General features: G+C 70.9%; 20 protein-coding genes, 1 tRNA gene and 1 riboswitch. Of the genes, 8 read left to right on the forward strand and 13 right to left on the reverse strand.

Annotation, left to right across the window (positions count from 1 at the left end; genetic code table 11):
• Positions 1 to 84: 84 nt before the first annotated feature.
• From AC07EQ_RS14695 to AC07EQ_RS14735, 9 genes are all read right to left on the reverse strand, one after another.
• Positions 85 to 1,017: a heme o synthase gene (locus AC07EQ_RS14695; RefSeq protein WP_478388469.1), complete on the reverse strand. Its 933-nt coding sequence runs from the start codon at positions 1,015 to 1,017 to the stop codon at positions 85 to 87.
• Positions 1,014 to 1,403 carry a DUF3817 domain-containing protein gene (locus tag AC07EQ_RS14700; protein WP_397526565.1) on the reverse strand — a complete coding sequence of 130 codons (390 nt, stop codon included), beginning with the start codon at positions 1,401 to 1,403 and terminating at the stop codon, positions 1,014 to 1,016. The genes AC07EQ_RS14695 and AC07EQ_RS14700 overlap by 4 nt, the downstream gene beginning before the upstream one ends.
• 177 nt (positions 1,404 to 1,580) lie before the next feature.
• Positions 1,581 to 2,672 (reverse strand): LLM class flavin-dependent oxidoreductase, encoded by a 1,092-nt coding sequence (locus AC07EQ_RS14705; protein WP_478388502.1) that lies wholly within the window; start codon positions 2,670 to 2,672, stop codon positions 1,581 to 1,583.
• A gap of 262 nt (positions 2,673 to 2,934) precedes the next feature.
• The gene (locus AC07EQ_RS14710) at positions 2,935 to 4,242 is read right to left on the reverse strand and encodes a lysine N(6)-hydroxylase/L-ornithine N(5)-oxygenase family protein (RefSeq protein ID WP_478388470.1); all 1,308 of its coding nucleotides are present in this window, start codon (positions 4,240 to 4,242) and stop codon (positions 2,935 to 2,937) included.
• A gap of 91 nt (positions 4,243 to 4,333) precedes the next feature.
• Positions 4,334 to 5,161, reverse strand: a complete 828-nt coding sequence (locus AC07EQ_RS14715; RefSeq protein ID WP_478388471.1) for a siderophore-interacting protein — start codon at positions 5,159 to 5,161, stop codon at positions 4,334 to 4,336.
• Positions 5,162 to 5,258: 97 nt separating this feature from the next.
• The gene (locus tag AC07EQ_RS14720) at positions 5,259 to 6,650 is read right to left on the reverse strand and encodes an MDR family MFS transporter (RefSeq protein WP_478388472.1); all 1,392 of its coding nucleotides are present in this window, start codon (positions 6,648 to 6,650) and stop codon (positions 5,259 to 5,261) included.
• Positions 6,650 to 6,838 (reverse strand): MbtH family protein, encoded by a 189-nt coding sequence (locus AC07EQ_RS14725; RefSeq protein ID WP_478388473.1) that lies wholly within the window; start codon positions 6,836 to 6,838, stop codon positions 6,650 to 6,652. The genes AC07EQ_RS14720 and AC07EQ_RS14725 overlap by 1 nt, the downstream gene beginning before the upstream one ends.
• Before the next feature lie 147 nt (positions 6,839 to 6,985).
• Positions 6,986 to 14,119: an amino acid adenylation domain-containing protein gene (locus tag AC07EQ_RS14730; RefSeq protein ID WP_478388474.1), complete on the reverse strand. Its 7,134-nt coding sequence runs from the start codon at positions 14,117 to 14,119 to the stop codon at positions 6,986 to 6,988.
• A 92-nt stretch (positions 14,120 to 14,211) separates the two neighbouring features.
• Positions 14,212 to 15,567 carry a GNAT family N-acetyltransferase gene (locus tag AC07EQ_RS14735; RefSeq protein WP_478388475.1) on the reverse strand — a complete coding sequence of 452 codons (1,356 nt, stop codon included), beginning with the start codon at positions 15,565 to 15,567 and terminating at the stop codon, positions 14,212 to 14,214.
• Between the two features lie 315 nt (positions 15,568 to 15,882).
• Here AC07EQ_RS14735 and AC07EQ_RS14740 point away from each other — a divergent pair, with 315 nt between their 5' ends.
• Both AC07EQ_RS14740 and AC07EQ_RS14745 read left to right on the forward strand, forming a co-directional pair.
• Positions 15,883 to 16,827: a hypothetical protein gene (locus tag AC07EQ_RS14740; RefSeq protein ID WP_478388476.1), complete on the forward strand. Its 945-nt coding sequence runs from the start codon at positions 15,883 to 15,885 to the stop codon at positions 16,825 to 16,827.
• A 12-nt stretch (positions 16,828 to 16,839) separates the two neighbouring features.
• On the forward strand, positions 16,840 to 17,235 hold the full coding sequence (locus AC07EQ_RS14745) for a hypothetical protein (protein WP_478388477.1): 396 nt from the start codon (positions 16,840 to 16,842) through the stop codon (positions 17,233 to 17,235).
• 128 nt (positions 17,236 to 17,363) lie between these two features.
• Here the strand turns inward: AC07EQ_RS14745 and AC07EQ_RS14750 are convergent, their stop codons facing one another.
• Positions 17,364 to 17,663 carry a DUF2218 domain-containing protein gene (locus AC07EQ_RS14750; protein ID WP_478388478.1) on the reverse strand — a complete coding sequence of 100 codons (300 nt, stop codon included), beginning with the start codon at positions 17,661 to 17,663 and terminating at the stop codon, positions 17,364 to 17,366.
• A gap of 344 nt (positions 17,664 to 18,007) precedes the next feature.
• Here AC07EQ_RS14750 and AC07EQ_RS14755 point away from each other — a divergent pair, with 344 nt between their 5' ends.
• Entirely contained in the window at positions 18,008 to 19,123 is a 1,116-nt protein-coding gene (locus tag AC07EQ_RS14755; RefSeq protein WP_478388479.1) for a polysaccharide pyruvyl transferase family protein, read from the forward strand.
• 357 nt (positions 19,124 to 19,480) lie between these two features.
• Here AC07EQ_RS14755 and tenA read toward each other — a convergent pair whose 3' ends face one another.
• The 3 genes from tenA to AC07EQ_RS14770 all read right to left on the reverse strand — a co-directional run bounded on the left by tenA (position 19,481) and on the right by AC07EQ_RS14770 (position 21,833).
• Positions 19,481 to 20,191, reverse strand: coding sequence for a thiaminase II (tenA, locus tag AC07EQ_RS14760; protein ID WP_478388480.1), 711 nt, complete (start codon positions 20,189 to 20,191; stop codon positions 19,481 to 19,483).
• A gap of 267 nt (positions 20,192 to 20,458) precedes the next feature.
• Positions 20,459 to 21,256, reverse strand: coding sequence for a bifunctional hydroxymethylpyrimidine kinase/phosphomethylpyrimidine kinase (gene thiD, locus AC07EQ_RS14765; RefSeq protein ID WP_358576195.1), 798 nt, complete (start codon positions 21,254 to 21,256; stop codon positions 20,459 to 20,461).
• Positions 21,244 to 21,338, reverse strand: a riboswitch (TPP riboswitch). Its footprint overlaps the gene before it by 13 nt.
• Before the next feature lie 123 nt (positions 21,339 to 21,461).
• Complete coding sequence (locus tag AC07EQ_RS14770) at positions 21,462 to 21,833, reverse strand: hypothetical protein (protein WP_478388481.1); 372 nt, start codon at positions 21,831 to 21,833, stop codon at positions 21,462 to 21,464.
• Between the two features lie 105 nt (positions 21,834 to 21,938).
• Here AC07EQ_RS14770 and AC07EQ_RS14775 point away from each other — a divergent pair, with 105 nt between their 5' ends.
• From AC07EQ_RS14775 to AC07EQ_RS14795, 5 genes are all read left to right on the forward strand, one after another.
• The gene (locus AC07EQ_RS14775; RefSeq protein ID WP_478388482.1) at positions 21,939 to 22,679 is read left to right on the forward strand and encodes a hypothetical protein; all 741 of its coding nucleotides are present in this window, start codon (positions 21,939 to 21,941) and stop codon (positions 22,677 to 22,679) included.
• A 244-nt stretch (positions 22,680 to 22,923) separates the two neighbouring features.
• Positions 22,924 to 23,121, forward strand: coding sequence for a hypothetical protein (locus tag AC07EQ_RS14780; protein WP_478388503.1), 198 nt, complete (start codon positions 22,924 to 22,926; stop codon positions 23,119 to 23,121).
• Between the two features lie 121 nt (positions 23,122 to 23,242).
• On the forward strand, positions 23,243 to 24,880 hold the full coding sequence (locus tag AC07EQ_RS14785) for an AMP-binding protein (RefSeq protein WP_478388483.1): 1,638 nt from the start codon (positions 23,243 to 23,245) through the stop codon (positions 24,878 to 24,880).
• A gap of 48 nt (positions 24,881 to 24,928) precedes the next feature.
• Positions 24,929 to 25,570, forward strand: a complete 642-nt coding sequence (gene orn / locus AC07EQ_RS14790; protein WP_478388484.1) for an oligoribonuclease — start codon at positions 24,929 to 24,931, stop codon at positions 25,568 to 25,570.
• A gap of 110 nt (positions 25,571 to 25,680) precedes the next feature.
• Positions 25,681 to 25,756: transfer RNA gene (locus tag AC07EQ_RS14795), tRNA-His, on the forward strand.
• Positions 25,757 to 25,848 lie beyond the last annotated feature (92 nt).

Below are 25,848 nucleotides of genomic sequence, written 5' to 3' on the forward strand. Positions count from 1 at the left end.
CGGAGCGGCGATTTCGCGCGAAATCGCCAACCTGTCAGGCACCGGGCACCTTCAGGGATGAGATGCCCCGGAACGCCCCCTTGGTCAGACCAGCGCGGGCAGGCCGACCGCGGCGTCCACGGCGATCGCCACGAACAGCAGCGCCAGGTACGAGTTCGACAGGTGGAACAGCTTCATCGGGTTGTAGGCCCGGCCGTTGCGCACCGCCGCGTGCATGCGCTGCGCGACGATCAGGAACGCCGCCCCGGCGAGCACCGCGAACGCCACGTACACCCAGCTCGTCACCGGCACCAGCAGCAGCGTGCAGCCGACCGTCGCCCAGCTGTAGGCCAGGATCCGCGCGGACACCTGCCGCGTGGTGGCGACCACCGGCAGCATCGGCACCCCGGCTCGCGCGTAGTCGTCCTTGTACTTCATCGCCAGCGACCAGAAGTGCGGCGGCGTCCACAGGAACACCACCCCGAACATCACCAGCGCCGGCCACTCCACCTTGCCGGTGACGGCGGCCCAGCCGACCACCACGGGCATGCAGCCTGCCGCGCCGCCCCACACGATGTTCTGCGAGGTCCGGCGCTTGAGCACCAGCGTGTAGACGAAGACGTAGAACAGCAGCGCGGCCGTGGCCAGGATCGCCGACAGCAGGTTCGCGCCCAGCCACAGCACGGCGAAGGACACCAGGCCCAGCACGATGCCGAAGATCAGGGCGTTGCGGCGCGGCACCTCGTAGCGCACCAGCGGGCGCTTCTTGGTCCGGTTCATCACCGCGTCGATGTCGGAGTCCGCCACGCAGTTGAGGGCGTTCGCGGCCCCGGCCGACATGGCGCCGCCGAGCAGCGTCACGGCCACCAGCCACAGCGACGGGATGCCACGCTGCGCGAGGAACATCGCGGGGATCGTGGTGACCAGCAGCAGCTCGATGACGCGCGGCTTGGTCAACGCCACGTAGGCCGCCAGCACGCCGCGCCGGCGACCGGCGGGCGGAGCGGATTCGGGCGCGGCAGAAGGGATGGCTGTCATGAGGCGCGCGATTCCTCCGACTTCGCGGGCTCGACGATCGGCTTGCCCGCCATCCGCAGCTCGTGCCAGTGCGTCACCTTGCGCTCGGCGACGAACGCGCCGAACGGGATCGTGCCGGCCAGCAGCACCAGCAGCATCCGGCCGATCGGCGCGCGGAGCTGGGTGGTGGCGACCACGGCGACGAGCAGGTACACCATGTACAGCCAGCCGTGCGCCACGCCGATCCGGAAGGTCCACGTCTCGCCGAGCTGCTGGGTAGCGGAACCCTCCGCCCACAGACCGGCGAAATGGCCGTACTTGAGCACCATCGACGCGCAAAGCAGGATCAACAGCACCGCGGTGACGTACGCCATGATCCGGTAGAACGCCAGCACACCAGGCTTCACGCCAATCCCTCAATCCCGCCTCGTGCTTGGAAAGACCGGTGTCAATAGACCGTACGCCACACGCTCGGAGGACTTGCGCCGGACCTCGTGCAGAGTGGCGGCGCCCACCTTTGACCCCGTTCTCGTGGTCATTTTGCGCACGTGGTCCGGGATCCCCGGCTCATGCATGGCCCAACCTCAGATCATCCGGTACGCCTTGGCGATCAGCTCGAAGGAGTGCAGCTTGGTGTCCCGGTCCGGGACGTTGGCGGTCAGCATCAGCTCGTCGGCGCCGGTGCGTTCGCGCAGCTCGTCGAGCCCGGCCCGGACGGTGTCCGGCGCGCCGTGCACGGCGTCGGCCAGCCAGCTGTCGAGGAAGCTCCGCTCCAGCTCGGAGTACGGGTACTCGCGGGCTTCCCGGCGGGACGGCTGCTTGCCGGGCATGCCGCGCCGCAGCCGGAGCATGCTCAGCGCGACCGGGCGGATGATGTCCAGCGCTTCCTCGTCGGTGTCGGCGGCGACGGCCTGCACGCCGATCAGCGCGTACGGCTCGTCCAGCACCTCCGAGGGCCTGAACGACCGCCGGTAGAGCTCCAGCGCCGGCACCGTGTTCTGCGCGCTGAAGTGGTGCGCGAAGGCGAACGGGAGGCCGAGCTCGCCGGCCAGCTGCGCGCTGAACCCGCTGGAACCGAGCAGCCAGATCGGCGGCGTGGGGCCGTGCGGCACGGACTGGATCGCGGCGTAGGGGTGGTCGACCGGGAAGTCGTCGCCGAGGAAGGCGATCAGCTCGCCGAGCTGCTGCGGGAAGTCGTCGACGGACAGCGGCCCGGTGGTGCGCCGCAGGGCGCGGGCGGTGGCCTGGTCGGTGCCGGGCGCGCGGCCGATGCCGAGGTCGATGCGGCCGGGGTGCAGCGCCTGCAGGGTGCCGAACTGCTCGGCGACGACCAGCGGCGCGTGGTTGGGCAGCATCACGCCGCCGGAACCCAGGCGCAGGCTGGTGGTGTGCGCGGCGAGGTGCGCGATCACCACGGCGGGCGCGGAGCTGGCGATGCCGGGCATGCCGTGGTGCTCGGCGACCCACAGCCGGTGGAAGCCCCACTGCTCGACGTCTCGGGCGAGCTCGGTGGTGGTGTTCAAGGCATCGGCCGGGCTGTGCGCGACGCCGACCGTGGCCAGGTCGAGCACGGACAAGGGCACGGGCGAATCGCCGCGGGCGGCGCCCCTGATCGGATCGTCCTGCGGGGAGGTCGCGCTGCCCTCGGCGCGCTCCGGCGTCACATCGGTCTCCATCGCCAAGCCCAACCACCGGGCCATCACCCTTGTTCCCCGGCCACGCCCGCTGTGCCCGCGCTTACACCACCGCACCGGAGCCAGGTCAAGGCGACCCAATTTCAGGCAAAACCGGAATCCACCCACCCCGAAACCCACCCGGCGGCATTCGGAAGCTTCCAATTTTAGGCAAAATCGCGAACCCACGAGACCCCGTTCCGCGGGTGCGCGCGGCTAGCGGGTTCCCAATTTTAGGCAAAATTGGAAACCCACCGCCGCGCTTTCAGCCCGGGGTCAGCGCGTAGTCGCGCGTGGTTTCCGGCGCCGGGCGGCGGGTGATGATCGAATCGCGGATCTCGCCCGCCCGGACCGCGCCGTTCGACAGCAACGACGACGTGAGGCCGTGCGTGTGCTCGGTGCCGCCCTGGAGGTAGATGCCGCCCTCGAGATCGGCGGTGGTGCGGATCCGGTAGTCGCGTTCCACCTGCAGCCGGCCCTGGTCGTCGCGGGCGCAGTACCGGGCTGCCTCGCCGAGGATCCCGAACGGATCGCGCGGGCGGCACCCGGTCGCGTACACGAGCAGGTCGGACTCCAGCACCGTCCGCTCGCCCGAGGGCAGGAACTCGACGGTGACCGCCACGCCGTCCGAACGCGTCGACACGTCGGTGACGCGGGAGGCGTTGAGGATCCGCAGCCGCTGCTCGCCGCGCACCTTCTCCTGGTACGCCCGCGAGTACAGCTCCTCGATGAGGTCGAGGTCGACCACCGAGTAGTTGGTGTTGCGGTGGTAGTTCATCAGGTCGCCGCGGACCTCCGGGGACGCCGCGTAGAAGTCGTCCACCGCCTGCGGGTCGAAGATCCGGTTGGCGAACGGGCTGTCGTCGGCGGGGCTGAACCCGTACCGGCTGAACACCGAGCACACCTCGGCGGCGGGGAACGTCCGGTGCAGGTATTCGGTGGCCTCGGCGGCGCTCTGCCCGGCACCGACGACGACGCAGCGCCGCGGCGCGTCGGTGAGCTCTCCTACGCGGTGCAGCAGATCCAGGTTGTGCCACACGCGGTCGCCGAGTTCCGCGCCCGCAGGCAGGTTCGCTTCGAGCCCCACCGCGAGCACGACGTTGCGCGCCCGGTGCACCGTCGTCCGGCCGCCGTGCCGGACGACCACCTCGAAGTGCTCTCCCCCGGGCCGGATCTCGACGACCTCGGAGTCGTAGCGCACGACGCCGTCGAGCCGGGCCGCGGCCCATTCCAGGTAGTCGTGGTATTCGACGCGGGTCGGGAACATCGTCTTGTGGTTGATGAAGTCGACCAGCCGCTGCTTGTCGTGCAGGTAGGAGAGGAACGAGAAGTCACTGGCGGGATTGCGCATCGTGACCAGGTCCTTGAGGAACGACACCTGCATGGTGGTGCCCTCGATCAGCATTCCCTGGTGCCACCCGAACGCGGCCTTCCGTTCGAAGAACACGCCGTCGAGCCGGTCGGACCCCGGCGCGGTGCGGTTGTGCTCCTCGATGGCGATGGCCAGCGCCAGGTTGGACGGTCCGAACCCGATTCCCAGCACGTCGTGGATTTTGTCGTCGACCGCAGACACGTCTTCCCCTCAGCTTCGCCGGCACCGTTTCGCGGGCACCCGGATCTACCGGCGAAATCCGCTGGATCGCGCCGGGGCCCGGACCGGGTCGTCAGTCCCGGTCGTGGTTGTGCTTGTCGTGGTATTCCGTTTCGGCCATGCCGTACTTCCAGTAACCGATGGCGAGGACGGAGCGCGCGTCCATGCCGCGGTCCGCGCGCAGGTGTTGCCGGATGCCGCGGACGATTCCGGATTCTCCCGCGACCCACGCCGAAACGTCCACGTCCGACGGCATTTCCAGCTCTTGCACGGCGTCGATCAGCCGCCGCGAACGGCCGGCCACCGCGCCTTCCCTGGGCAGCCAGGTCCACCGCATGTCCAGCGGCGTCTCGACGTGCTGCTGGTCGGTGGAGTCGCCGACCTCGACGAACACCTGGCCGCGCGCGGTGGGCGGCAGGTTCTCGACGATCGCGGAGATCGCGGGCAGCGCGGTCTCGTCGCCGGCCAGCAGGTACCAGTCGGCGGCCCGGCAGGTCTTGCCGCCCGGCCCCATCACGCCGATCCGGTCGCCCGGCCGGGCCCGCCGAGCCCAGTTCGAGGCCACGCCGTGCTCGCCGTGCAGCACGAAGTCGACGTCGAGCTCGCCGCTGGCCTCGTCGTAGCGGCGCACGGTGTAGGTGCGCATGGTCGGCCGCTCGTGCTGCTCCGGCCACCGGTAGCGGCCGGTGTCCTCGTCGATCACGGGCAGCACCGGGCGCTGCTGCCCCTGCTGCGGAACGAAGACCTTGATGTTCGGGCCGGTGTGCTCGTCCAGGAATCCCGAGAGCTCGGCCCCGCCCAGGGTGATCCGCCGCATCGACGGGCTGAGTTCAGCCGTGCGCAGCACTTGCAGGTCGCGTGCCGGTGGCCGCTTGCGCCGGAGTCGATCCGCGGTACCCATCGGTCATGCATTCCTTCCTGCCACCGGTGATCATGTCAGTTAAGGCTAACCTAACCATAGACGTCGGTCGTTGTCTTCCCCGCGGTGGCTCAGATCTCTACCGCCGCGTGGCGACGAGTTTCCGGCCCAGCGGCGCGGAATCCTCGATGCGTGCCGCGAGGATCACGCCCACCAGCGCGAATCCGGCCGACCCCAGCATCGCCAGGTGGTAGCCGCCGAGCCCGTCGGTGCCGACGGCGGCCAGCACGGAAGCGGTGATCGCCACGCCCAGCGCGGACCCGATCTGGCGCTGGACGTTGAACAGCGTCGAGGCCCCGCCGGTCGCGGACTTGTCGATCGTCGCGAAGGCGACGACTTGCAGCTCGGCGGAGGCCGCGCCGACGAAGAAGCCCGAGGCCAGCTGGACGGCCGCGGCGAGCCAGGCGTCACCGGGGCCGATCGCGTTCATCAACGCGAACGACGCCGCGGCGCCGAGCATCGCGGCCGCGATCAGCCGCCGCGGCCCGAACCTGCGGTGCGCCCAGCCGACCAGCTGCGAGGCGATCATCAGCCCGATCGCCTTCGGCAGCGTCACCAGCCCGGTCTCCCACGCCGACGCGCCCAGCCCCGACTGGTACATCAGCGTGAACCCGTAGAGCGTGCCGAGGAATCCGGCGACGCAGGTGAACAGGATCAGGCTGCCGCGCCGGAACGACGCGTCGGCGAACAGCTTCAGGTCCAGCATCGGTTGCGCCGCCCGCAACTGCGTCCGGACCAGCACCGCCAGGCAGCCGATCCCGGCCAGCCCGCAGGCCCAGAAGTGCGGCGAGGCGGGGCCGGTCTGCGACACCGCCTCCAGCGCGAACATGGCCAGCCCCAGTCCCGGCGCGGCCAGGGCGAATCCGAGCCCGTCGAAGCGCTTCTCCGGCGCCTCCACGTGCTCGGCCAGGAACCACGCGCCGAACAGCAGGGCCAGCAGCCCGACCGGCAGGTTCACGTAGAAGCCCCAGCGCCAGGTGAGGTGCTCGACGAAGAAGCCGCCCAGCACCGGGCCGAGCGCGGGGGCCACCGCGGTCGGCAGCAGCAGCACGCGGGACAGCCGGATCCGCTCGTGCGGCGGATAGGCCCGGAACAGCATGGTCAGCGCCACCGGGCTCATCACCCCGCCGCCGGCGCCCTGCAGCACCCGCGCGAGGGTCAGCTGCGTCAGGTCGGTGGCCAGCCCGCAGAGCGCCGACGCGACGACGAACGCCCCGAAAGCGCCGAGGAATACCCGTTTCGTGCCGAAGCGGTCGCCGAGCCAGCCGGAGACCGGGATGCACGCCGCCAGGCTGACCAGGTAGCCGACGTTGATCGCGGAGGTCGCGGAGGACGGGACGGCGAACTCGGCGCCGATGGCAGGCAGCGCCACGTTGACGATCGTGGCGTCCATGCCGTTCATGAACATCGCCGCCACGTAGCAGATGCACACCGCGACCTGCGGCCGAACGCCGCGCAGCACCGTCGCCATCAGCGTGCGGGCCGCATGTCGGTCCAGTTCACCTCGATGTGGTCGACGCAGGCCTCCCGGTCGGCGGGGCCGTGCGCGACGCTCCATCCGGCGGGCACGTCTATCGCGGCGGGCCACAGCGAGTACTGGTCCTGATCGTTGATCAGCGCGTAGTACTCCGCGTCGGGGTCCTCGAACGGGTTCGTCATGGTCGTGCTCCTTGCAGTGTTGAACTCCCACCTGCCGCGGTGGTCTCGTGCGCGTTTTGGATCGCTATGGCGCTCCAAAACGCGCACGAAGGGCGACCAGCGAGAACAGCGGGCCCTCAACGCCCCGGCGAACAGGGCCGGCGGCCGTCACAGGGCGACCTCGGTCAGGGTTCGGTCGACGATCGCCGCGATCTCCGCGAGCGGTTCGCGTTGCGTCATGTCCTTGTGCTCGCAGGCGATGTCGTGGTTGTGCACCACCCCATCGACGTACGGCTGCCACATCTGCGCGGTCAGCTCGGCCTTGGCCGGGTTGACCGTGGCGGTGAAGAACAGCACGTCGCCGTGGAACTTGTCGTGGTCGGCCTGGTTCTCCAGCACCGCGCAGTTGGCGAAGTTGTCGATGATCGCCGTGATGCTGTGCTCTTCGAGGTTGGCCAGCGCGCTGCCCTCGGCCGACAGGATCTCCATCACGTCGCCCCTGGTCAGCGGCCCGTCGCCCAGTTCGGAGAGGTCGTAGCCGGCCATGTAGAGCAGCGCCATCAGCGCTTCTTCCTCGGTGGGCAGCTCGTCCCACACGTCCTTCGGGTACGAGTCGAGCATGCACAGGAACCGCACCTCTTCGCCCTGTTCCTGCAGCTGGGTGCTCATCTCGTGCGCGACGACGCCGCCGAAGGACCAGCCGAGGAAGTGGTACGGCCCGTGCGGCTGCACCTCCCGGATGTGCTCCAGGTACTCGGTGGCCATCTCCCGCAGGCTCGCCGCGACGGGCTTCGGTTCGGCGAGCCCGCGCGACTGGACGCCGTAGATCGGCCGCTCGGCGTCGATGTGCTTGAGCAGCCCGGAGAACGGCCAGGCCAGCCCGGCCGCCGGGTGCACGCAGAACAACGGTTCCTTGCCGCCCTCGGTGCGCAGCGGCAGCAGGATCTCCAGCGCGTCGCGCGATCCCCCGCTGTGCAGCCGCTCCGCGAGACCGGCCACGGTCGGCGCGGCGAAGAGGCTGCCGACGTTGACGCGCAGGCCCAGCGCATCGCGGATGCGGCCGATCAGCTTGGCGGCCAGCAGCGAATGCCCGCCGAGGTCGAAGAAGCCGTCCTCGACGCCGACCCGCGGCAGCCCGAGGACCTCGGCGAACAACCCGCAGAGGATTTCCTCGGTCGGGTTGCGCGGCATCTCGTTGCCGACGGATTCGCCGAGGTCCGGCGCGGGCAGCGCCCGGCGGTCGAGCTTCCCGTTGGGCAGCAACGGCAACGCGTCGACGAACACCACCGCCGCGGGCACCATGTAGTCCGGCAGCGACTCCCCCACGTGCCGCCGCAGCTCGACCGGGTCACCGCCGCCGACGACGTAGGCGACGAGCCGCTTGTCGCCCGGGACGTCCTGGCGGACCACGGCCGCGACCTGCGCGACATCGGGATGCCTGGCCAGCACCGCCTCGACCTCGCCGAGTTCGATGCGGAACCCGCGGATCTTCACCTGGTCGTCCGCGCGCCCGGCGAAGTCCAGCACGCCGTCGGCCCGCCAGCGCACCAGGTCGCCGGTGCGGTACATGCGGGCACCGGGCGGTCCGAACGGGTCGGCGACGAACCGTCCGGCGGTCAGGCCCGGCCGGTCGAGGTAGCCGCGCGCCAGCCCGTGCCCGGCGACGTAGAGCTCGCCGACCACGCCGGTCGGCGTGGGCTGGAGCGCCTCGTCCAGCACGTACAGCCGGGCGCCCGGGTCGGGCACGCCGATCGGCACCGTGCTGCCGACGGCATCGGGATCGCAGTCCCACAGCGTCGAGTTGACGGTGGCCTCGGTCGGCCCGTAGCAGTTGAGCATCCGCCGGTCCCGCGCCCACCTCAGCACCAGCTCGGACGGCACGTTCTCGGCCCCGCACAACAAGGTCGCGTTCGGCGGCAGCTCGGTGTCGGCCGGGAACATGCCCATCATCGACGGCCCGATCGCCAGGTGCGTGACGCGGTGCCGCCGCGCGTACTCCGCGAGCGGTTCACCCGGCACCCGCAGGTCGGAGGGCACCACGACGAGGGTGCCGCCGCCGAGCAATCCCATGCAGATCTCCCAGAACGCCACGTCGAAGCTCGGCGAGGCGAACTGCAGCACCCGGCTGTCGGCGGTGACGCCGACCCGGTGGCGCTGGGTGGCGAGCAGCTTGGCGATGCCGCGGTGCGGCACGACCACGCCCTTCGGGGTGCCGGTGGAACCGGAGGTGTAGATGACGTACGCCGCGTCGTCCAGCCCCGGCCCCGCCGGCTCGACACCGCCAGAAGGACTGTCTTCGCAGCTCAGCATGGTCGTTGGCAGGCCGGCGCGGAGATCGTCGGTGAGTACCAGGCGCGGCTTCGCGTCCTCGACCATGTGCCGCAGCCGCTCCGCCGGGTACTCCGGGTCGAGCGCCAGGTACGCCGCGCCGGCGGTCATCACCGCCAGCAGGCCGATGATCAGCTCCGGCGAGCGGGGCAGCAGCACTCCGACGATGTCGCCGGGGCCGACGCCGTGCTCGGCCAGCAGTCGTGCCTGCTCGGTCACCCGCCGGTCGAGCTCGCGGTAGCTGAGCTCCACGTCGTCGAAGATCAGCGCGGGCTTGTCCGGTTCCCGCGCGACCTGTTCGGCGAACAGCTCCGGGAAGGTCCCGGCCGCGGCCACATCGGCGGCGGCGTCACCCCAGGCCAGCACCTCCTGCCGGGCCGCATCGCCCAGGACGTCCAGGCGCCCGATCGGCGCCGCCGGGTCTTCGACGGCGGCCGCGAGCAGCCGGACGAACCGCGCGGCCAGGTCTTCGACGGTGCGCTCGGTGAACAGGTCGGTGCTGTACTGCACCAGTCCGTCGGCCCCGCCGTCGGCGCCTTCGCTGACGCTGAACGCCAGGTCGAACTTGGCCGCCCCGGCGGGCACGGTGTCCACTGTGGTCTCGAGCCCGGGCAGGTCCGCCGCGACGGCCTCGGCCGCGCCCCAGTACGCGAGCATCACCTGGAACAGCGGGTGCCGGGACAGCGAACGAGCCGGGTTGAGCACCTCGGCGAGCCGCTCGAACGGCAGCTCCGCGTTGTCGAACGCGGCCAGATCGACCTGCCGCACCCGGTCGACCAGCTCGGCGAAGCTCGGCTCCCCGGAGGTGTCGGCGCGCAGCACGAGACTGTTGACGAAGAAGCCGACCAGGTCGTCGAGCGAGTCGTCGCCGCGACCGGCCACCGGCGACCCGATCGGGATGTCGGTGCCGGCGCCGTGCCTGGTCAGCAGCGCCGCCAGCCCGGCCTGCAGCACCATGAACACGCTGGCCCGGTGCTCGCCCGCCAGCCGCCGGAGCCGCTGGTGCAGGGCGGGATCGAGCTCGAACCGCACCGTCCCGCCCCGGTGGCTGGACACCGCCGGGCGCGGGAAGTCGGTGGGCAGCTCCAGCTGGTCGGGCAGGTCTGCGAGGGCCTGCCGCCAGAACGCCAGCTGCCGCCCCGCGAGCCCGTCCGGGTCGGCCTCGTCCCCGAGCAGTTCCCGCTGCCAGAGCGTGTAATCCACGTACTGCACGGGAAGATCCAGCCATTCCGGGGCCGTGCCCGCCGCCCGCGCGGCGTAGGCGGTCGACAGATCGCGCACCAGCGGTCGAGTGGACCACTCGTCACCGGCCACGTGGTGCAGCAGCACGAGCAGCAGGTGCTCGCCGCGCTCCCGGGCCGATTCGGATGCCGTGAACAGCACTGTCCGGATCGGCGGCTCCTCGGCCAGGTCGAACCCCCGCCGAACCGCGGCTTCGAGCTCGTCATCAACACCGACAACCCGCTCCACCCCCGCGGAGTCCCGCAATTTCAATGGAAATCGAGGGTTCGATTTCAATGGAAATTGCGGATCACCAGAGGCCGGGACCCGGACCACCGTCAGCTCGGGCACGGTGTCGAGCACCTGCTGGCGCGGCTCGCCGAGCTCGTCCGGGAAGATCGTGCGCAGACTCTCGTGCCGGCGCACGACGTCGCCGATGGCCGCGCGCAGCGCCGCCACGTCCAGCTCGCCGGACATCCTCAGCACCAGCGGCATGTTGTAGGTGGCGCTGCTGCCTTCCAACCGGTTCAGGAACCACAGGCGCTGCTGCGCGAACGAAAGCGGGATCTGCTCCGGCCGTTGCACCGGCCGCAGCGCAGGCCGCCGCGCACCCGTTCCGAGCTGCGCGGCGAGGCCCGCGACGGTCGGATGGTCGAAGAGGCTGCGGATGGTCAGCTCCGCACCGAGCTCGGTGCGCACCCGCGCCAGCAACCGTGCGGCCAGCAGGGAATGCCCGCCCAGCTCGAAGAACCCGTCATCGATGCCGACCCCGCGGACGCCGAGCACCTCGGCGAACAACCGGCACAACGTCTCCTCGACGGGGTCGCGCGGTTCCCGCCCACCGGCATCCCCGCCGAAGTCCGGCGCGGGCAACGCCCGGATGTCCAGCTTCCCGTTGGCCGTCAACGGGATCTCGTCCACCGGCACGAAGGCCGACGGCACCATGTAGCCCGGCAGCCGCTCCGCCAGGTGCCCGCGCAGTTCGCTCGCCGTGGCCGCGCCGACCACGTAGCCGACCAGCCGCTGGTCGCCCGGCTGGTCCTCGCGCACCACGACGGCGGCCTGCCGCACCGCTGGGTGCGCGAGCAGCTGCGCATCGATCTCGCCGAGCTCGATGCGGAACCCGCGCACCTTGACCTGCTGGTCGGCGCGGCCGACGAACTCGATGCCGCCGTCCGGCCGCCACCGGCCCAGGTCGCCGGAGCGGTACATGCGGGTGCCCGGCGCGCCGTGCGGGTCCGCGACGAACCGCTGCGCGGTCAGCCCGCGCCGCCCGAGGTAGCCGCGGGCCAGGCCTTCACCGGCCACGTACAGCTCCCCGACCACGCCCGGCGGCACCGGCTGCAGCAGCCCGTCGAGCAGGTACACCCGCAGGTCCGGGATGCCGCGGCCGATCAGGCTGCCGTCGCGGCGGGCCACCGCCTCGCGGTCGAGCTCCACGTAGGACACGTGCACGGTGGTCTCGGTGATCCCGTACATGTTGATCAGCTTCGGCGATTCCGGCCGCCGGGCGTACCAGTCGTCCAACCTGGACAGTTCCAGCGCCTCGCCGCCGAAGATCACGTACCGCAGCGCCAGCTCGGTGCCCGGGTTCTCCCGGTCGGCCTGGCTGAGCTGGTAGAACGCCGAAGGCGTCTGGTTGAGCACGGTCACGCGTTCGCGGGCCAGCAGCCGCAGGAACTCCTGCGGCGACCGGCTGACCTCGTGCGGGACCACCACGAGCCGGCCGCCGTGCAGCAACGCGCCCCACAGCTCCCAGACGGAGAAGTCGAAGGCGTAGGAGTGGAACAGCGTCCAGACGTCGTCGGCGCCGAAGGAGAACCACGGGTCGGTGGCGCCGAAGAGCCGGACCACGTTGTGGTGCGGGATCGCCACGCCCTTGGGCCGCCCGGTCGAGCCGGAGGTGTAGATCACGTAGGCGGCGTGCTCGGCGGTCAGCGGCCCGCGCTCGCCCGACTTCGGGTCGCGCTGCGAATGCCGGGCGATCTCCGCGATCTCGCCCGGGTCGTCCAGCAGGATGCGGGTGGTGCCTTCCGGCAGCCGCGCCGCGTGGTCGGCATCGCTGATCAGCACGGTCGGCTGCGCGTCGCCGACGATGTAGCGGATCCGCTCGGCGGGTTGCCCCGGGTCCAGCGGCAGGTACGCGGCACCGGCCTTCAGCACCGCCAGCAGCGCCACGACCAGCTCCGCCGAGCGCGGCAGCGCCAGCGCGACCAGCTGCTCCGGCCCGACGCCGTGATCGATCAGGTGGTGCGCGAGCTGGTTGGCCTGCGCGTCGAGCTCGGCGTAGGTGAGGCGCTGGTCGCCGAACGTGACCGCGACCGCGTCCGGTGTGCGCATCGCCTGCTCCTCGAACAGCTGCGGCAGGGTCGCCGCGGGCTGTTCCCGGATGCCCGGGATCGGCGCGTTCCACTCGTCGAGGATCCGGTCGCGCTCCTGCGGCGAGAGCAGGTCGATCCGGCCGACCGGGGTGTCGCCGGGGCAGTCCGCGAACGTCCGGAGGAAGCGCAGGAACCGCTCGCGGTGCGCGGTGAGCTCCGGCTCGCCGTAGCGATCCGGGTTGGCGTCGAACTCGAACCGCAGCTCGTCGTCGCCGGTCGGGTACGCCGCGACGGTCAGGTCGTCGACCGGCCCGGCCGCGAGGTTGTGCACGGTCGCCGGGCTGCCGTCGAAGGCCAGCTCGTAGTCGAAGGACTTGATGTTGATCAGCGGTCCGAACAGCGGCCGGTCCGAGCCCAGCAGCCCGAGGTCCCGGCGCAGGTCTTCGCCGCGGTAGCGCTGGTGCTTGTGCACCTCGCGCATGGCCTTGCCGACCTGCGAGATCAGCTCGGCGCGCGTGGTGTCCGGGGCGATCCGCAGCCGCAGCGGCAGCACGTTGACGACCATGCCGGGCACCCGCAGCAACCCCGCCGACCCGAGCCGCCCCATCACCGGCAGCCCGAGCACCACGTCCGCGGCTCCGGTCATCCGGTGCAGGTAGGCGCCGAAGGCGGCGATGAGCGCGTGCGTCCCGGTCGCGCGGCTCTCGCTCCCGGCGAGCGCCAGCGCGCGCCCCGCCGCGGAGGTGCCGGTCTGCCGGCGGAAGGAGTGCGCGGCGACGCTCGAATCCCCGGCCAGCGACACGACGTCCGGGTGATCGGCGAACTGCTCCCGCCAGAACTCCGCGTCCGCGGCGAACTTCGGCGACTCCCGGTAGTCCCGTTCCGCGGCAGGCAGCGAGCTCAGCGGGCCGAACGGCGACGGCCCGGCGTCCGGTTCGCCGTACAGCTCGGCGACCCGCCGGAGCAGCAGGGAGAAGCCGTACCCGTCGATGGCCACGTGATGGATCCGCTGGTACCACCACCAGCGCTCGTCGCCGAGCTTGAGCAGCGCCGCCGTCCACAGCCGGCCGCCATCGGCCCGCGACCGCGTCAGGTCGACGGGTTCCCGCAGGTCGGCGCGCATCCAGGCGAGCGCGTGCGCTTCGGGATCGGCGGCGGTCGAGCAGTCGATCACCGGGAGCTCGAAGTCGTCGGGCTCGTCGACGACCTGCCGCGGCTCACCGGCGGAGTCGACCACCCGCAGCCGCAGCGTCTCCGCCTCGGCGACCACCCGGCGCAGCGCCGACGCGAACCGGGCCGGGTCCACGGGCCCGTGCACCTCGACGTACTCGGCGGTGTTGAAGATCGGGTTGGCTCGATCCAGCTGCTGCGCGAACCAGATCCCCGCCTGCGCGGTGGACAATGGCAGTTGCTCGTCGGCACGGCCCGGCATCGCTCTCCCCACGATCAACAAAACAGGCAAGGCTTACCTTAATTCCCGACCGTTTCGCGGTACAGCCGCCAGGCGCATCGACCGAAGTGGGACTACTCACCCGACGCGGGTCGCGCGAACACCATCAGGGCCGAGTTCTTGTTCGGCAGCCCCACCTCCGCGGCCCGGTCGAAGCCGGCCTTGCCGAACGCGCCCACCGAAGCTCCATTGTGGACGTTGGGCTCGGCGACGACCCGCCGGCATTCCCGGTCGGCGGCCAGCAACCCCTCGGCCACCGCGCGCAGCAGCGCCGACCCTACGCCGCGCCCGATCGCGTCCGGCTCGCCGATCGCGATGTGCACGCCGAGGTCGTGCGGCTCGTGCGAGTAGCAGCGCGCCAGCTTGTCGCGCTGCACCCGGTACAGCTCGACGTATCCGACATCCCGCCCGTCGAGCCCGACGATGCACGGCACCGAATGCCGCCCGGCGAGCTGACCGGCCAGTTCGTCCCGCCACTGCGCCACCGGCCACGCCTGGTCCCAGTTGACCGCGACGTGCTCGTTGTTCATCCAGCGGTGCACCAGCTCGACGTCCGGCCCGCCGTCCGCGCCCTCGACCCGGACCGGCCGCAGCGACCAGCCCGCGCCCAGCTCCGGGATCGGCACGCCGGGAACGTCCGGGACGTCCGGCCGCATCGGGTTCCGCACCTCGAACGGCACGGCCTGCACCCGGATCTCCCCGGACTCCGCGCGATACCGCAGCCCGGAGCCGTTGAGCGCGGCGAGATCGGTCAGCGTCGGGCTGGTCAACCAGTGCCCGACCAGCCATTCCACGTCCGGATACGCCTCGGTGACGGCCCGCAGCCGATCCGCGAGCGCGGCGAGCAGAACCGCCTCGTGCACGACACCGCGCCGCCCCAGCAACCCGATGACCGTCAACGCGCCACGCGTCAGCAGCGCCGCGGTCGCACCGGTGACGTCGCCGGGCCGCCAGCCGCGAACCGCGGGCAGCAACCGGCCCTCGACGTGCGAGGACAACCAGCGCTGCGCCTCCTCGGCATCGGAGACCGAGCGGGCCACCGCGACCAGGTCCTCGGGCAGTGCCAGCGGATCGACCGCGCGGCGCGGCAGGGCGTCCACCAGCCAGTCCAGCAGCGAGCCCGAGCCGGCGGCGTTGATCGGCGCATCGGGCAGCGCCCGGGCTCGCGCATCGGCGGAGCACGCGGCCGCGAGCAACGCCGGCTCGGCCACCTCGACCGGCCCGCCCGTCGCGTCCAGCACGTGGATCGGACCGAAGCCGTGCGCGCCGGTCGGCGAGTCGTAGACGACGTCCGCGCGCAGGCGCAACGATCCGATGGTCAACCGCAGCGGCCCCTCGGCGACCGGGGTGTGCGTCTCGGCCAGCCACCGCCGCAACAGCACCGAGGTCCGCTGGTGCGGCTGCCCGGCAAGGTCGACTCCAGTCGTCACGCAACGCTCCCTAAGCACAGCAATCCGTTCCGTTCTGTGAGCGAAGCCTAACCTGACTACCCGATCTCGTGACCGTGCCTCACCCGACTGACGCATCCCGGGACGCGGCCGGCCCGGACTCGTCACCGAACGTGCGAAATGAGCACAATGGACGAATCCGCGTCACGATCACTGAGAGTGCGATGGCGTTTTGATCGCCTGATCATCAGTACCTGATCCGGTGATGATCGTTGTTTTCCGCTGGGCGAGCACCCACCATCGCCCCTACTCTCCGAGCTATCGAATCGGCCGCACCGTCCGGAGAGGAGTTCACCAATGGAAGACGCCGACTCTGTCGTGCCCCTCCGGCCGGGATTCGACATCCAGGTCCGAGGCTTCAACCGCCACCAGGTCATCGAGCACCTGGAACTGCTGGAAGACCAGCTGCGACTGGTCACCATCGACCGCAACGAAGCGGCGCAGCTCAACTCCGACCTCCGGAAGCTCTGCGACGACACCCGCCGCAGCCTCGACGCCGCCGAGGAGCGCCTCAAGCGCATCGAGTCCTCCGACACCGGACTGCCCGCCGCCTCCCAGCGCGTGCAGAACATGCTCTCGATCGCCGAAGAAGAGGTGCAGACCCTGCGCGATCGGGCGCGGCGGCAGGCCGAGATCATCCGCGGCACCGCGGAGACCGAGGCGCGCGAGCTGATCGGCGAAGCCGAGCGAGCCGCGGGTGAGCTGCGCAACGAGTGCAGCGAGCTGGTCACGGACGTCGAATCGAGGCGCGCGCGGCTGCACCGCGAGCACGACCAGAAGGCCAGCGATCTGCGCTCCCGGGAACACCGGCTGCGGCAGAACATCCGCAACGAGTACAAGCGGACCATGTCGGAGGCCCAGGAGGAGGCCGACGCGCTGATCGCCGACACCCGCCGGCAGTGCGGCGAGTGGGACGCCGAAACCGAGCAGCGGCGGCTGGCTGCGCTGGAGGAGATCCGCACCAAGCAGCTCCGGCTGGAGGAGATGCGCACCTCGGTGCTGGCGGCGATGGACAACGCCCGCCGGCTGCTGGACGACTCCGCGGCCGACCTGCGCAGCCAGAACACGGCGCCGAGCATCGCGGACGACGAGACCAGGCAAGTCACCCAGGAAGTGCTGGTCGAGCAGCAGCCGGTGCGACTGCCCGAACAGCGCGAGGACGTGCAGACCTACACCATCCCCATCGAACGGGCGCGCACCAACGGCGCCGCCCCGCACCCCGGACCCGCCCGGCAGAGCTGATCGGAGCACCTCGTGGACCTGCTCGTGCTGATGTTCGTCACCGGTTTCGCCTTGGCCACGCTGATCTTCTGGCCGCTGCTGCAACGGGCGAACCGGCGTCTCGCCGAGAGCGGTGTCTCCGAAGCGGCGATCGCACCGAAGGGCAAGCACGCGCTGCGCACGCCGGACGCCCCGGCCAGGTCGGCCTCGCCGACGGTCGTCGCCCGGCGGCCGAGCCCCGATCGGGCGGAGCCCGAGCCGAAGCCCGAGGAGCCCCGGCCGGTACCGGTCGCGCCGCAGCAGCGCGCGGCGGAGCCGGTGGAGATCCCGGAGCTGCCGACCGACCTGTTCGAGAAGCACTTCGAGGCCAAGTTCAACCGCTCCCGCCAGCGGCTGGCCCGGCTCCGCGACGACATCGGCAAGGAATAGTGCAATTCCGGGGCGTTTTGCCCAGCGGTGCAGGTGGCGGCCCCCTGCGGGAGCTACGGCCGCCGTCTCGACCGTGAGATCCCCGACTTGTGTATGCCCTACCTGTTGTAGCGAGCGAATGTTAATGCTCAGTCGTTCGTCCAGTCGACCTTCAGCTCGTCGCGCTGACCGAACCGCTCGAGGTGACGGCCGATCACGTCCTGCACCCGGTCGAGCACCTCGGCGTTCTCCGCCTCGGCGCGCAGGGCGAGCGCGTCCGGTTCGCTCACCAGCAGGCAGCTGCCCGCACCGCGATCGGCGGGCAGGGTGATCCGGATGCCTTCCGGCTCCTCGGCAACCTCGCACTTCCGGCCGAGGTGCGCGGACAACTGCTTGGCGTAGCGGGCCGGCTTGTCGGTGCCCACCTTCGCCTGCGATCGAATCGTCAAGACGCCTCCCAAGTTATGAGGTCTTTTCAGGATGCGGCGTCAGCCGCATGTGGTGTGGGACTCGACTCGCACCGCCGCGGGTTCTCAGACGTCGTCTGGCGAGGACAGCCCCGACGCCGTGTATCGGTCATACATAAGTCGGGGATCCCACAGTCCAGGCGGCGTCTGAGGTTCCGCTACCCGAACCGCCACGCAACCCCATCCCGAAATCATCTCCAAGTTAGCCCAACCTAATTGGTACCAGTGGCGAGAGCCGGGTGCGAGATCTCACTCGCCCCGGCCTTCGGGGCCGCCTCGTTGCTACGTTCGAAAGGGACTCGGCACCCGAAGGCTGGAGCCCACTGTTGACCAACCCGCCGACCATCTACCTCGTCGCCACCACCGGACATCCGAACTACGGGGACGAACTGATCGCCGCGGCCTGGCTGAAGCACCTGGCGCGCGTCGCGCCGGACAGCGAGATCTGGGTCGACTGCCCCAACCCCGGACCGAGCGACGTGCTGCTCGGCCACCTGCACCCGCGAGTCCGGTTCACCGACACGTTCTGGCGGCTGTGCTGGGAAGCCCCGTCCGACGGCCCGTGGGAGGTCGCGTCGTTCGTGCAGCACGCGATCGACAACCCGGGGCTGGCGCCGCGCTGGGTGGCGGGCATCGAACTGGCCGCCCGGGTCGACCTGGTGCACGTCATCGGCGGCGGGTTCGTCAACGGCATCTGGCCGCGCCACCTCGGCCTGCTCGCGGCCGCGGTGGCGGCGACCCGGCGATCCGGCGGCCGGGCCGTGATGACCGGTCAGGGCTTCTGGCCGGTCGCGCCCGAAGCGGAGCCGCTGCTGCGCAACCTCACCGCGCAGTTCGACGTCGTCGACGTGCGCGACGAGCCGTCGGTGGCGCTGGCCGGCGCCGCCTCGCACACCGGCGACGACATGTTCTTCGGCGTCGAACCCGGCCTGTACCGGGACGACGATCTGCGCGAGGTCATGGTGTGCCTGCAGTCGGACCTGCTCGACGTGACGGTGCCCGCGCTGGCCGGGTTCCTGCTGGACACGCTCAGCGAATGGGGCGTGCGACCCGAGCAGGTCGGCATCGTGGAGGGCATCCCGCGGGTGGACCGCGAGGTCTTCGCGCTGGTCGAGCACGACCTGCCGGGCGCCCGGTTCTACCCGTTCGCCGAGATCATGGACGCCGGGCTGCCCGCGGCGGCCGGGCAGCGCTGGCTGTCCAGCCGGTTCCACCTGCACCTGATGGCCGCGGCGGCCGGGGCGCACGGGGTCGCGGTGTCGATCAACTCGGGCTACTACACCAACAAGCACCGGTCGCTGATCGACCGCGGTTCCGGCTGGACGCTCAGCGAAGGACTGCGGGTCCCGGCCATGCCGACCAGCGGTGGATTCGTCACCGACGTGCTGCGAGAACTGAAGCAGGCCAAGGAAGAACTCGCGAAGGCGATCTACGGGCGCTGATCTACTCCTCGCCGCCGGCGGTGTCTTCGCGCTGCCGACGGCGGTCGGCGATGTAGAACGGCGCAGCCGCCAGCACGGGCACCAGCATGCCCGCGATGACGATCAGAAGAGAAGTGCCCACGGCCGACGAAACTCCGTCCACGGGTGGAAGAATCCACGCTTTGCTCCTCGCCCGGACGGGCGTCTCGCAGAGAGCATCGCTGCACCGCACGATACGTTAGCGGTGCAACATGTGCGCCCGGTCACATCGATTCGGCGTGGATTCTTCCCGCCTCGCAACGGGTTTCGCCCGCCGGCCCGCTGCCGCCCGGTCCGCCCGCACGACTTGCGCCGCGGCGCGGACGAGCCGGGAAATCCTCAGCCGAGGAAGCGCGCGGTGGGCCATTCCTCCTTGATCCAGGCGCTGTTCCAGAACAGCCACTCGTACTCGGTTGCCCGGGTGAACGCTTCGAGCATCCGCTGCCGGGTCTCTTCGTCCGCGGCCTCGGCGACCCGGTCGGTGAGGCCGCGGGCGGTCAGCACGGCCGCGGCGAACTCGTCGTCGGCGTAGGTCTGGATCCACGCCCGGTACGGGTGGCCCTCGGCGCCTCCGGTGGCCTCCAGGATCGCGGTGCCGACGTGCTGGTACACCCAGAAGCACGGCAGGATCGCCGCCAGCAGCACCGGATACGCCTCGGTCAGCGCGTTCGCGCGCAGGAACGAGGTGTAGGCCAGGCAGGACGGGGACGTGCCGATCCCGGCGATCTCGGCGTCGGACAGGCCGAACTCGGCGACGTACCCGGCGTGCAACCGGCGCTCCTCGACCAGCGCGCCCTGCGAGGCGCCGGCGAGGAACGCGGCGTCCTCGGCGTTGTCGGCGCGCGTCGCGGCGGCGGCCAGCGCCTGCGCGAAACCGACCAGGTAGCGCGCGTCCTGCACGATGTAGAACGCGAAGCGGTCGCGGTCCAGGGTGCCGTCGGTCAGCGCGGCGTTGAACGGGTGCTCGACGATCGCCTGCTGCAGATCGGCGGTGTGCGCCCACGCCTTGGCGCAGAAACCGTCGGCGGGCGGAGCGGGCAGCTTGCTCATCAGAACCTCTCGTAGCGTGTGGAAGCCCTTGTGCTCAGGGCTCTGCAGGTGTTCGGGAAGTCGGTTTTGGCTCTTGTTCTTAAGCGACGAAGCCGCTTAGCCCACCTACGCAACCGGCACCGCCGCGGGTTCTCAGACGTCGTCTGGCGAGGACAGCCCCGATGCCGTGTATTGGTCATACATAAGTCGGGGATCCCACAGTCCAGACGGCGTCTGAGGTTCCGCTACGTGCACCGCCACGCAAAACGAGCTTGGAATCCCGAAAGGTCACCACCAGTGGTGGAAGTGGTGGACCGGGCCGTGGCCGTGGCCCACGTCGAGCCGGTCGGAGGCGCGCAGGGCCTCCGTCAGGTACTCCTTGGCCTCGCGCACCGCTTCGAGCCAGTCGCCGCGCTGCGGCCGCAGCGCGGCGATCGCGGCCGACAGCGTGCAGCCGGTGCCGTGGTCGTTGGTGGTCGCGACCCGCTCGCTGGAGAGGAACTCGGCGATCCCGTCGCCGTACAGCAGGTCCACGCTGGTCCCGCCGTCGAGGTGACCGCCCTTGAGCAGCACCTGCTTCGCCCCCAGCCCGGCCAGCCGCTCGGCCTGCGCGGGCATGTCGGCGGGGTCGGTGAGCTCCGGCTCGCCCAGCAGGTCCGCGGCCTCCGGCAGGTTCGGGGTGATCAGGTCCACCCGCGGCAGCAGCTCCTCGCGCAGCGCGCCGACCGCTTCCGGGGCGAGCAGCCGGTCCCCGCTCTTGGCGACCATCACCGGGTCCAGCACGACGTGCGGCGGCGCGTAGCGGTCGAGCACCTCGACCACCGCGCGGATCACCTCGGCGTTGGCCAGCATGCCGATCTTGACCGCGTCCACCCGCACGTCGTCGAGCAGCGTGACCAGCTGCGCGGTGATGAACTCCGGCGGCACCTCGTGGACCTCGGAAACCCCGGTGGTGGTCTGCGCGACCAGCGCGGTGATCACGGACATGCCGTAGGCGCCGTGCGCCGAGAAGGTCTTCAGGTCGGCCTGCACGCCTGCTCCGCCGCTGGGGTCGGTGCCGGCGATGGTCAGCACATTGGGAACCATGACGTCCCTCCGCTAGTACGAGCTAGGTCAGGTTCAACGGGTCTGTTCTCAGCCCGGCAGCCGGGCACCCCGCGTCACTGCCACCAACCTAACAACCGGGCCCGGCTCACGACCACGCCCACCTTGCTGTTTCCGAACTCGTTCCGCGTGGCGGTGCCAAGCACCTCCGGCGCTTCGAAACGCAAGAGCCCGCCCTGCCGCAGCCTCAGTCGATCAGGCCCACCACCACGCCGGCGGTGAGCACCTCGCCGGGTCGCACCTGGTGCCACAGCGTGCCGGTGGCCAGCGCGGAAACCCAGCCGACCGTCCGGCCGCAGCAATCGCCGCCCATCCGGATCTCCGCCAACCGGTCGCCCACCCGCACCCGGCTGCCGTCCGCGACCAGCCAGCACACCAGCACGCCGCGCGCCGGATCGCGACCGGCCCGCCTGCGCCCGAGTTCGGGGAAGTGCACCTCGGTCATCCCGCCCCCCTCGATGATCGCCCCAGCATTGCCCCAGGTGCGCCGCGCGACAAGACCGTTCGGCGGCCGGACCACTCCGATCGCCGAGCCGTCCGCCTGCTCCGATCGGCCCACCCGAACCCGAACCTGGGCGGAATCGGCACAGCGATCGAATTCACATCGAGAAGGCACCCACCGGCGGGCAAGGGGACCCTTCATCGCGGACTAAAGTGGTTGATGATGGAAACCACGACCGATGCCCCGAGCTTCGCCCGTTCCCGCCGGCAACCCCGGCCGGAGGATCCCGCCCGGATCTGGGCCCCGCTGGCGGACCTGACCGAAGCCGCCGTGGCGGCCGCCGGTTCGGGGACGGTGGCGATCACCCGCGGATTCGACCGCAACAGCAGGCAGCGCGCGAAGGCGCTGCGCGAGCTGCTGAACCGGCGCGACGTCGCCGCCGTCGAGGTGACGCCGGCTCCGGGCAGCACCCGGCTGCTGGCCGACGTCGACGTCACCGCGGTGGTCAACCTGATCGGCGCCGGGTCGTGGCAGCCCTACCGGGTGGCCGCCGAGCTGCGCGCCCCGGTGCTCACGCCGAAGCCGGGCGACGGCCCGGCCGAGGAGGTCACGCGGGACGTGATCGCCCTGGCCGGCGACTCGGGCCACCGCGACGTCGCGATCTCGCACGTCGCCGTCCGCTCCGAGGACCCCGCCGCCAGCCGGCTCACCCTGACCTACGACGGCGAGCAGCTGACGGTGCCCGGCGGTTGGTTGACCATCGCGGTGCAGGGCAGCGAGCTGGAGGTCAAGGTCGGCGGCGTGGACTTCCCGGAGCGCACGCTGAGCACCGGCGAGATCCGCGTGGAGGCCTTCGACGCGCCGCACCGGCTGGTCCGCGACGAACTGCCGATCGCCGACTTCGAAGAAGCGGCGGTCACCTTCACCGCCGAGGCCAACGGCCTGGTGGTCCGCCCGGTCTGAGCCCCAGCCCGCCAAGTCACGTCCGCAGCTTCGAACGGAGCTGCGGACTTCTGCTTTTCCGGGAACCGCCGTTCAAGTGAATGATCACTCGGAGTTTCCAGGCCGCCCGATGGAGATGTGCCCTGAACCACTCCCGCGACTGATTTGGGCATATACCGTCACGGTTCATACCGAACTGCGTCCCTCGATCAACACCGCGCGCTGGAGGCAGAGCGCGCGAACTGCAACAGGGAGGCTAGGGATCGTGGAGCCCACCAAGCAGTGGCATGTGAGCTGCCGCGATGTCGCCGGCAGACGTCGGGACATGTCGGTGTTCGTCAACCAGGGGAACATCGTGCTGATCACCCCGCCGGGCGAGACCGCGGTGCTGTCGCCGCTGGAGGTCGGCAGACTGAGAGCAGCCTTGCGCGACGCGATCGTGCAGGCCGCCACCCTCGAGTGAACACCCATCGAGAGCGGGGGCGGGCGACGGTCCGCCCCCGCTCTCGTGATCTCGGCCTTCCCCGCGCTGTCCGCTCACGGCATTATCTACTCCCGGTAACCTGGCGACCGAGAGGTGACTCGTGAGCACGTTCTGGCAACGATCAGCCGCGCTCCTCGGGCGCGGAACGTCCGGCCTGCACACGGCGTTCGTCCTGGCAAAGCAGGGGGTGATCAGCCCGCTCCGGCCGGACAAGCTGCTGCGGGTCGTCCTCGCCTGGCGGCGCTGGGGCATCACGCCGCCGCTGGCCTACGCCGTCGGCTCGGTGCGCCACGCCGACCGCCCGGCCGTGATCGACGAGCGCGGCGCGCTCAGCTACGCCGAGCTCTCGCAGCGCACCACCCGGTTGGCCAACGGCCTGCGCGACCGCGTCCCCGACGGCACCCGGATCGGCGTGCTGTGCCGCAACCACCACGGTCCGGTCGAAACGATCGTCGCCGCCGCCAAGCTCGGCGTCGACGTGGTGCTGCTCAACACCGGCCTGAGCAGCCGCCAGCTCGTCGACGTGATCGCCGAGCAGCGGGTCGGCCTGCTCGTCCTGGACGCCGAGTTCCGCAGCCACCTGCCGAACCTGCCCGAGGACCTCGATGCCGTGCTGGCGTGGACCGAGGGCACCACCCGCCACGACACCCTCGAGCACTTGATCACCACCGCCCCGGCCAAGCAGCTGCCCCGGCCGCGGCGGCACTCCCGGATGATCGTGCTGACCTCCGGCACCACCGGAACCCCGAAGGGCGCCCGCCGCCCCGATCCGGCGGGGCTGGCCCCCGCGGCGTCGATCCTGTCCCGGGTGCCGCTGCACAGCGGCGAACGAGTGCTGGTCAGCGCGCCGCTGTTCCACACCTGGGGAATCGCGGCGTTCCAGCTCGGCTCGGTGCTCGGCGCGACCCTGGTGCTGCACCGCAAGTTCGATCCCGAGCACGCGCTCAGCGCCGTGGAGCGCCACCAGTGCACGTCGGTGTTCGCGGTGCCGGTGATGCTGCAGCGCATCCTCGAACTCCCCGAACGGCTCCGCGCCAAGTACGGACACGACGCGCTGCGCATCGTGGCGAGCAGCGGTTCGGCGCTGCCCGCCGACCTGGCCACCAGGTTCCAGCGCGCCTTCGGGCCGGTGCTCTACAACCTCTACGGCTCCACCGAGGTGTCGTGGGTGAGCATCGCGACACCGCACGACCTGCGCGCCGCTCCCAGCACTGCGGGCCGGCCGCCGCGAGGCACGATCGTGCGCATCCTCGGCGAGGACGGGACACCGGTGCGCCGAGGCGCGACCGGGCGGATCTTCGCGGGCAACGACATGCTCTTCGAGGGCTACACCAACGGCAGCAGCCGGGAGATCCGCGACGGGCTGATGTCCACCGGCGACCTCGGGCGCATCGACGCCGCCGGGCGGTTGTTCGTCGTCGGCCGCGAAGACGACATGATCATCTCCGGTGGCGAGAACGTCTACCCCAAGGAGACCGAGGACGCCATCGCCGGGATGCCCGAAGTGTCCGAGGCCGCCGTCATCGGCGTCGACGACGCCGAGTTCGGGCAGCGGCTCGCGGCGTTCGTGGCGCTCCGCGCCGAGGGCGACCTGGACGCCGAGCAGCTGCGCGACCGGCTCCGCGGCAGGCTGTCGAAATTCGCCATGCCCCGCGATGTGGTGTTCCTCGACGAGCTGCCGCGCAACGCCACCGGCAAGGTCGTGCCGCGCGAGCTGCTCGCCCGCCTGGAGGCATGACCGGCACGGCTGCACGATCACGTCCCGTGGCGAGTTAGGCTGCCTCGGGTGAATGACCGTCTAGTGTGGATCGACTGCGAAATGACCGGTCTCGATCTCGGCAAGGACGCGCTGATCGAGATCGCCGCCCTGGTCACCGATGCCGACCTCAACATCCTCGGCGAAGGCGTGGACATCGTCATCCACGCCGACGACGAGGTGCTCGCCGGGATGCCCGACGTGGTGCGCGACATGCACGACCGCTCCGGGCTCACCGAAGAGGTGCGCCGCTCCGAGGTGACCCTCGAAGAAGCCGAACAGCTGGTGCTGGAGTACATCCGCCAGTACGTCCCGACCGACCGTTCCGCGCCGCTGGCCGGCAACTCGATCGCCACCGACCGCGGCTTCATCTCGCGCGACATGCCGCGGCTGGACAGCCACCTGCACTACCGGATGGTGGACGTGTCGTCCATCAAGGAGCTGTGCCGCCGCTGGTACCCGCGGATCTACTACGCGCAGCCGGAGAAGGGCCTCGCGCACCGCGCGCTGGCCGACATCCGGGAGTCCATCCGCGAGCTGGCCTACTACCGGCGGACGGCGTTCGTCCCGCAGCCGGGGCCGACCAGCGAACAGGCCCAGGCGGTGGCCGCCGAACTGCTCAACGGCGATGGCGCCGGCAAGGCTCGCGAGACCCCGGAGAACGGCCGCTGACCAGCGCGCACCGGGATAACCGGAGCCGGTGGAAAACCCGGTGACAGCGCACGCTACTATGTGAGCGTTGCTCCGGAAGGGGCCCGAAAGGGCCGGTCCGAGCGGCCGAGGTGGGTGTAGCTCAGTCGGTAGAGCACTGGGTTGTGGTCCCAGGTGTCGCGGGTTCGATTCCCGTCACTCACCCCAATGGAGAAAGGCCCCGTTCCGCTGGAACGGGGCCTTTCTCCATTGCCCGGTCGCTCGGGTGAGCGGTCGTTCCCGGCACCACCGGGAACGAC

This window comes from Saccharopolyspora sp. NPDC045839, assembly GCF_056431645.1.